Consider the following 7567-nt stretch of genomic DNA (forward strand, 5'->3'; position numbering starts at 1 on the left):
CGGCTTATATGGTTATGCTTGGTATCTGATTTCACGTGGTATTGGTTTACGTACCTAAGCCTCGGTGTAGATGAGCCACCTATTAAGGTGGCCTGCTCACAACACAATAAAAGCGTGGGTGGGATACAAGCAAAAATGCCATTGTCAGTGACAATGGCATTTTTTTGGTCAGCGAGGCAGGAGCGCGTATCTTGCGATTATGCCATCTGTACTGGAATGGCGCTGGCTTTACGCTGCAAATTATTGTGCTGATCAAAATAGGCCAGCATTGGCTTATGCTGACGCGCTTTGGCATCGTCAATTTGCACATAAGCACAAATAATCAGCAGATCACCTGCACTGGCTTTATGCGCCGCCGCACCGTTGACCGAAATGATTTTTGAACCGGCCTCGGCGGCAATCGCATAGGTCGAGAAACGCTCACCGTTGGTCACATTGTAAATATCAATCGCCTCATATTCCAAAATGCCTGAAGCATCCAGAAAATCCTGATCGATGGCACATGACCCTTCATAGTGCAGATCTGCCTGCGTTACCGTTACGCGGTGTAGCTTACCTCTGAGCATAGTACGTTGCATAAACTTCAATCCTTTGTACAGCAAACCGAGTTCAATATAGGTCAGGCAAAAAAGGGGCATCCGCACCCGTTTTACCCCGCATAATATTCATGAATCAGCAGGTAATGTCTACTACCGTATTATCAATTAAACGCGTTTTTCCCAACCATGCAGCCATCAGTAATACCGCCTGCTTACTGCCAGTGTGCAGCGGTTGCAGGCTGTTGGCATCGCAGATAAATAGCTTATCAGGGGTAAAACCGGCCTGTGTCAGTGCTGCCGCCCCGCGCGCGAGGATAGCGGTACTGTCGGTTGGCGTATGCTGCAACTCTTGAGCCATCTGTTGCATGACGTTGGCCAGAGTGGGGGCAATGGCCCGCTCTGTTGCAGTCAGGTGTCCGTTACGTGAGCTCAGTGCTAAACCATCTTCCGCGCGTACGGTGGGAACAGCAACAATCTCAAGATCAAACGCTAAATCTTGTACTAACTGGCGGATAAGCGCCAGTTGCTGATAGTCTTTCTGGCCAAAGCAGGCGATATCCGGTTGCACCAGATTAAATAGCTTACTGACTACTGTAGCAACGCCGCGAAAATGGCCCGGTCGGCATTCACCTTCAAGAATGCCAGAGATGGCAGGAACATCAACAATCGCCTGATTATCCAGCCCGTTGGGGTAGATAATGTCGGCAGTCGGGGTGAATACAGCATAGACCCCGGCAGCTTGCAGATGGGTGCAATCTTGTTCGAGAGTGCGCGGGTAGTGTGTCAGATCACTGGCATTATCAAATTGCAGCGGGTTGACAAAAATACTGGCGATAACCACATCAGCACGGCGCTGGGCCTCATGCATCAGAGTGAGGTGGCCGGCATGCAAATTGCCCATTGTCGGTACAAAAGCGATCCGTTTTCCTTCGGCTTTTAAGCGGCGAATTTCACGGCGCAGCACGGTGGTCGTTTCAATGATTAACATGCGCATTATCCTTAATTTGCCTGATTTTATTCTTTTGTTTTGCGCTTTTTCGCTGTGCAACACACCAGTAAAGATTTTGAGTGACAGACCACTCGGCATATTTACTGGTGTACTCACCGGTATATTGACCGGTTAAATCTCACTCTGAATCAGCGAAATGTATGCTCTTCGGCCGGAAATGTTCCTTGCTCCACCTCTGCCACATACTGGCTGATGGCTTGGCGGATATCGCCCGTGGCGGCCAGATAGTTTTTCGAAAATTTAGGCATGTAATTGGCTGAGATACCGAGTGCATCATGCATCACTAAAATCTGGCCATCGGTATTTGCGCCCGCGCCGATACCGATAACCGGAATGGTCAGACGGCGGGTAATTTCACTGGCCAACCCTTCAGGCACACACTCGAGCACCAGCATTTGTGCGCCAGCTTGTTGCAGCAGCAAGGCATCATGCAAAATTTGCTCTGCACCATCTTCATCGCGCCCCTGCACTTTGTATCCGCCAAAAAGGTGTACGGATTGCGGGGTTAAGCCTAAGTGAGCACAGACCGGAACAGCACGCTCGGTCAGCATACGAATGGTATCAACCAGCCAGTTTCCACCTTCGAGTTTGACCATGTTTGCGCCTGCTTGCATCAGCTTGGCAGCATTCAGACAAGCCTGCTCAGGGGTGGCGTAGCTCATAAAGGGCATATCGCCCAGCAGCAGACACTCAGGTGCACCCTGACGAACACAGCGGGTGTGATAAGCAATATCATCAATGGTGACAGGCAGGGTATCGGTGTGCCCTTGCAGCACCATACCCAGTGAGTCACCAACAAGCATCACCGGAACGCCCTGTTCGGTGAAGAGTTTGGCAAAGCTGGCATCATAAGCGGTGATTGAAGCGAACTTACGCCCTTCTTGCTTCCATTTACGCAGGTGGGTGAGTGTTATCTGACTCATGCTGCCTCTTTTTTTATGGTGATGTTGCGGGAATGGCTGGCGCGGTGCTATGCAGGCTGCCAGCAGACTAAATCATTGCGTGCGACCTGTTGCAGATAGTGTTGAAGAGGTGTGCGGTCTGGCAAGATCAGATCAGGGGCGATCTCGGCCAGCGGATACAGTACAAACTCGCGGACGGTCATACCATAATGCGGCACCACTAAACGCGGTTGGTCAATACAGGTGTTGCCGTAAAGCAGAATATCCAGATCCAGTGTGCGCGGGCCCCAACGTTCAGCCTTGCGCTGCCGCCCGTGCTGTAGTTCGATGTGTTGGGTCGCATCGAGCAATTCAAGTGGCGATAACGTGGTATCGAGTGCGACAACCGCATTGATGTAATCGGGCTGATCTTGTGGCCCCATCGGTTTGCTGCGGTAGAGGCTAGAGCTGGCAATCCAGCGGCTGTTAGGAAGCTGTTTGAGGGCAGCTATTGCCTCACGAGCCTGCGTTACAGGCTCGATCAGGTTACTGCCTATCGCGATGTAAACGCGTATCATGCCTGCGGTTTCCGCGGACCGGTACGGCGACGGCGAAAATGCGGGCGGCGCGGACGCTTAGGTTTTCCACTGCTGTCAGTTTCTGGCTCAACATCTCGCATCAGCGTTTCGCGCTGGTTGCCGTTACTGAGCTGAAAATCGGCCCACCACTGTACTAGCTCTTTCAGATCGCGCCCTTCAAAAGCGGCTCGCATTTCGAGCAGATCAAAACCGGCCCGGAATTTTGGATGTTCGAGCAGACGGAAGGCTTTTTTACCCTGACGGCGCGGCAGACGCAGTTGCAGCATCCAGATATCGCGGATCAGTGTGGTCAGGCGACGTGGAATGGCCAGCGTACGGCACTGCTCATCCAAGATATCGTTCATGGCGACCATAAACGCATCGTAGTAAGTCAGCCCGCTCTCTTGGGCGATGCCTTGTGCCTTCTCAACCAGTGGGTACCACAGCATGGCTGCAAACAAGAACGCTGGATTAACTCGCTTACCCTGATGAATACGATCATCAGTGTTGGTCAGTACGCGCTCAAGCATACGCTCTAATGGGCTGTCTTCGTGCTCGGTAAAACCGGCTGAAACTACAGGGAACAGTTGCTGGAACAAATTATACTGGCGCAGCAGTTTGTAGGTTTCAAACCCGTAACCGGCTTGCAGCAGTTTGAGTGACTCTTCAAACAGGCGTGCTTGCGGAATGCTGTTGAGCAGATAGGCCAGATCAGGGATCGGATCAGCCGTTTCGGCGGTCAGCGTCATATTGAGTTTGACGGCAAAGCGGATCGCCCGCAGCATTCTAACCGGATCTTCGCGGTAACGGGTTTCCGGATCGCCAATCAAGCGCAGCACGCGGTTGTGCAGATCTTCCATGCCGTTGGCATAGTCACGAATACTGAAATCGGCGATGTTGTAATACAAGCCGTTGACCGTAAAGTCTCGGCGCTGTGCATCTTCATCGATATTGCCGTAGACATTATCGCGCAGCAGCATGCCGCCATCAGATTGTACCGATTGATTCGCAGGTTTTGCGCTGTCAGCTTGGCTGTCTTCTTCATCGTGGCTGTGATGGCCACGGAAGGTTGCCACTTCAATCACCTCTTCGCCAAACAACACATGGGCTAGCCGGAAACGTCGGCCAACCAGTCGGCAGTTTCGGAACAGGCGACGAACTTGGTCAGGAGTTGCGTTGGTTGAGACATCAAAATCTTTCGGCTGTTTGCCAAGCAGAAGATCGCGCACACCGCCGCCAACCAAATAGGCATCGTAACCCGCTTTGTGCAGGCGATAGAGCACCTTCAGTGCATTTTCACTGATGCCTTGGCGTGAGATCCCGTGTTGATCGCGGGGAATGATGGTCAGTTTTAAATCTTCAACCGCAGGGGTTGCTGTGTCAGTTTGACCCAGTACTTTACGGCAGAAATGGGCTACTCGTGTAAAAATGGTACACCTCACAGTTGTATCGTGTGCAGTACACGCATACAGAAAAACCGCATGTTCAGCTCCGTGATTCGGAATGCGGATAAAAAATCGTGGCTAATAATAGCGCAGCCCCCGTCAATTTAGAATGCTCTCGTATGCGTAAGAATAGGCTTATGCTGTCGGAGCTGGCAGATAGCGCGGCTATTATACGCTGTTATGCAAGGCATCTTGCGGTAATAACGTATTTTCCTGCGGAATGTTTTGCACGCACCAGTGGCTAACGGCCCAGCTTAACAGCTGATCAACGGTGGCATCTTGCCAGCTTTCCGGCAGTGGTTGCCCTAAAAACCGCAGTGCTCGTGCCAGCGTGTGTTTCGGTTGGGCGCGGTTAATTGGGGTTGCGTGGTTTTGCTTTGAGAGCTTGTTACCGTCGGCATTCATCGCCAGCGGCAGATGAAGAAACTGTGGTATTGGGGCCCCAAGTGCCTGATACAAAGCTATCTGGCGTACGGTCGGTTCGATTAAATCTGCCCCGCGTACAATCTCTGTTACGCCCTGATGAATATCATCAAGCACCACCGCCAGATTGTAGGCATACAAACCATCACGGCGGAATAAAATGAAATCTTCCTCTGCCAGCGCCTTGGGCACGGCAATCTGGCCACGTAGCGTATCAGTAAAATGGTAGACCGGCTGCTGCTGACAAAGACGGATCGCACTGTGCTCGGCTAGGCAACCGCGCTGGCGGCAGTGGCCGTTATAAAACCCGCCCATTTGCTGGATCTGCTTGCGCGTACAACGGCAATAATAGGCCGAGTGCTGTGCCAGCAGGCGCTGCAGCGTTTCATCATAGACCGCATGGCGATCAGACTGGTACAAGACCTCTCCATCCCAATACAGATGATAGGTTTCCAGTGTACGGAGGATCTGTGCCGAAGCACCGGCCACCTCGCGCGGGGGATCAATATCTTCAATCCGCAGCTTCCATACACCGTGCTGGCTGCGTGCCTGCAAGTAACTGCCGAGAGCTGCAATTAAAGAGCCAAAATGCAGAGACCCTGAAGGTGAGGGAGCAAAGCGGCCAATATAGGGTTGAGTGTTCATTTGGGGTTTGTGGTGATTTATCAACGTGCATGATGCGGGGCAGTATAACGGTTTGTCTTTCACTGTGCGGAAAAATTTGTACGAATATTGGTAGGGAAAGGCAAATGGCAAAGCGTAATAAAAAGAGTGAATGTACTGTTATCTGAAAAGACAAAAGGGAGCAAAGCTCCCTTTTAGCGGTGTCTGATGCTGTAACCTGTTGTGCGGTCAGCTGTATTCCCTACCGTGAGGCTATTATCATCTAACAGCGCTCAGAAGCGGGATTAACCTGCCATCTGCTTTTCGCGGATTTCAGCCAGTGTTTTACAGTCGATACACAAATCGGCAGTCGGGCGAGCTTCAAGACGGCGAATACCGATCTCAACACCACACGACTCACAGAAACCGAAGTCATCTTCTTCAATTTTCAGCAGGGTTTTCTCGATCTTTTTGATCAGCTTACGCTCACGGTCACGGTTGCGAAGTTCTAAACTGAACTCCTCTTCCTGCGCGGCACGGTCTACCGGATCGGGGAAGTTAGCCGCTTCATCCTGCATATGGGTGACAGTGCGATCAACCTCAACCCTGAGCTGATTACGCCATGCTTCAAGAATCTTTTTGAAATGCGCGAGCTGGGCTGCATTCATGTACTCTTCGCCCGGCTTTTGCTGATAAGGCTCAACCTCTGCGATGGCAAGAATGCCCAGAGACGATTTCCTGATTTGGCCTTCTGGCATGCTGCTTCTCCTAAATACGCGCTACCCACCCCCCGTTAGGGGGTAAAATTAGGCCGCTATAAATAGCAGAACGATACAGGCTTGGCAATTTTTCACACCTATGGTGTGAAGATAAGCGCACTTTACCTGCTTATTCCGCCTCAAATAGCGACATTTTAAGCACCTAGTTGGTGGATTAACATGACTTGTTGTAACCAAAAGCCCTGTTAAGCCGAAAGTATAAGTTCTGTGATAGCAGTGCGTGTTCCGCAGTAGGATACCCCAAAACAACCACCAGAGTGTCAGCACAGGCTATCGCTTCATGCCCGCGTCACCGATATTATACGGCGAACGATACTGCTGACATTCCTGAACGTGAGCACATTGGTACACGGCGGTGCTTACTTCGTGTACACAAACGGCATCGGGAAAGTATCCACATTGATATTGCAGTAAGGTGACAAGCCACCTTTTACTATAGCAGCGTATGCTGATATTACCTCGGCACTCAGCGCTACGCCGTGCATACTTTGTGCATGATTTTGACCTCAGGCCTATCATGCGCCATCACGTTATTTCCCCCACTTTTCAGCGGCGCAACACCATACCCTATCTGCTGAGCTGATGCATCAGGTCATTACGTTGAAATCATGTTTATGTGTTGAGTTTCATGCTTCCAACCCAAGGTGTTCGGTTTTTTACTTTTTTTGTCAGACTTCCGGCCTGATTTTGTTCGGTGAAATCTTGTGATAAATCGTGCAGTCGGCCTCTGTTTTTTACAGAAAAAAGCGCCGTTAAAAGAGAAAAAAGATCTAAAAATCAAAATATTGCTTAGGGATAAAAACCAGATTACATGCCAGTTTTTCGCATGAAAAATAGACAAGCCTATATAAAGGAAGAGATCAAAAGCCAAAAAGAGATTCAAAAAACAGATAAGGGATATTAAAACCACATTGAGCAATACCGGAAGATGTAAAAACGGTGTGGTAAAGATCAAAACCAACAACCTGTATCAACAATGGTGTGATACAAAACAGAAAGACAGCATAAACGCTCAGAATAGAAGCCCAGAACAAGCGTACGGTACAAGTCGGCCAGCACTTTGCTACAATACGGCGGCCATTGTCTCATGGAAAATACCACCTCTTTCGCACGGTAAATTTCCCGACACTCTTGATAAAAAAGAAGCAGAAAATCGCCATGTCTGAAACCTCACTGCCGATCTGTACGGTAATCCCTTCACTGTTACAGGCATTACAGCAGCAAGCACAGATTATCTTAAAAGCGCCACCGGGAGCCGGAAAATCAACGTGGCTGCCGGTTGAACTGCTGCGCCAGCCATGGCTGACGGG

7 protein-coding genes are annotated in these 7567 nt (G+C 50.4%); all 7 read right to left on the reverse strand.

Annotated elements, in window-relative coordinates:
• Positions 1 to 197: 197 nt before the first annotated feature.
• On the reverse strand, positions 198 to 578 hold the full coding sequence (panD, locus tag ACRC27_RS01960) for an aspartate 1-decarboxylase (protein WP_438622344.1): 381 nt from the start codon (positions 576 to 578) through the stop codon (positions 198 to 200).
• Between the two features lie 94 nt (positions 579 to 672).
• Positions 673 to 1527 (reverse strand): pantoate--beta-alanine ligase, encoded by an 855-nt coding sequence (gene panC / locus ACRC27_RS01965; RefSeq protein ID WP_438639065.1) that lies wholly within the window; start codon positions 1525 to 1527, stop codon positions 673 to 675.
• A 149-nt stretch (positions 1528 to 1676) separates the two neighbouring features.
• Complete coding sequence (gene panB / locus ACRC27_RS01970; protein WP_438622346.1) at positions 1677 to 2471, reverse strand: 3-methyl-2-oxobutanoate hydroxymethyltransferase; 795 nt, start codon at positions 2469 to 2471, stop codon at positions 1677 to 1679.
• 47 nt (positions 2472 to 2518) lie between these two features.
• Complete coding sequence (gene folK / locus ACRC27_RS01975) at positions 2519 to 3007, reverse strand: 2-amino-4-hydroxy-6-hydroxymethyldihydropteridine diphosphokinase (protein ID WP_438622347.1); 489 nt, start codon at positions 3005 to 3007, stop codon at positions 2519 to 2521.
• Positions 3004 to 4437 carry a polynucleotide adenylyltransferase PcnB gene (gene pcnB, locus ACRC27_RS01980; protein WP_438630496.1) on the reverse strand — a complete coding sequence of 478 codons (1434 nt, stop codon included), beginning with the start codon at positions 4435 to 4437 and terminating at the stop codon, positions 3004 to 3006. The genes folK and pcnB overlap by 4 nt, the downstream gene beginning before the upstream one ends.
• 183 nt (positions 4438 to 4620) lie before the next feature.
• Complete coding sequence (gene gluQRS / locus ACRC27_RS01985; protein WP_438622348.1) at positions 4621 to 5520, reverse strand: tRNA glutamyl-Q(34) synthetase GluQRS; 900 nt, start codon at positions 5518 to 5520, stop codon at positions 4621 to 4623.
• Between the two features lie 263 nt (positions 5521 to 5783).
• Positions 5784 to 6236, reverse strand: coding sequence for an RNA polymerase-binding protein DksA (gene dksA, locus ACRC27_RS01990; protein WP_438622349.1), 453 nt, complete (start codon positions 6234 to 6236; stop codon positions 5784 to 5786).
• Positions 6237 to 7567 lie beyond the last annotated feature (1331 nt).

The organism is Plesiomonas sp. (assembly GCF_051650925.1).
In the GTDB taxonomy this organism is placed as follows: domain Bacteria; phylum Pseudomonadota; class Gammaproteobacteria; order Enterobacterales; family CAMTGL01; genus Plesiomonas.